The organism is Pedococcus sp. 2YAF34, from assembly GCF_052114585.1.
GTDB lineage: Bacteria > Actinomycetota > Actinomycetes > Actinomycetales > Dermatophilaceae > Pedococcus.
Window position 1 is genome coordinate 1 of record NZ_JBFRFA010000115.1, and the last position, 427, is coordinate 427.

At 66.7% G+C, this 427-nt stretch carries 1 protein-coding gene; it reads left to right on the forward strand.

What is annotated here, in order from left to right; genetic code table 11:
• Nucleotides 1-77: 77 nt before the first annotated feature.
• Nucleotides 78-427 (forward strand): GTPase (locus AB4Z02_RS19140; RefSeq protein ID WP_441972957.1); only part of this gene is annotated, 350 nt, incomplete at its 3' end.

The following is a 427-nucleotide window of genomic DNA, read 5'->3' on the forward strand; positions in this document are numbered from 1 at the left end:
AGAAGGTCGCGATCGTCACCAAGATCGACGCGGCGAGCCGCACAGCGACCGCCGAGCAGCTCCTGGCGGTCTCAGCCCTGCGCGACTGGGAGGCGATCGTTCCGATCTCGGCGACGAGCCGCGTCCAGCTCGATACGCTCACCAACGCCCTCGTCGGCGAGAAGGTCGCCATCACCAGTTCGAAGCCGCAGACGACCCGGCGTGCGATCCGTGGGATCGTCCACCAGAAGAACGGCCAGCTGATCCTGGTCGACACTCCGGGCATCCACCGTCCGCGCACCCTGCTCGGGGAACGGCTCAACTCGCTGGTGCAGGCCACGCTCGGCGACGTCGATGTGATCGGGATGTGCGTGCCCGCGAACGAGAAGATCGGGCCGGGCGACCGTTTCATCAACGAGCAGCTCGACGAGTATCCGCGGGCGAAGAA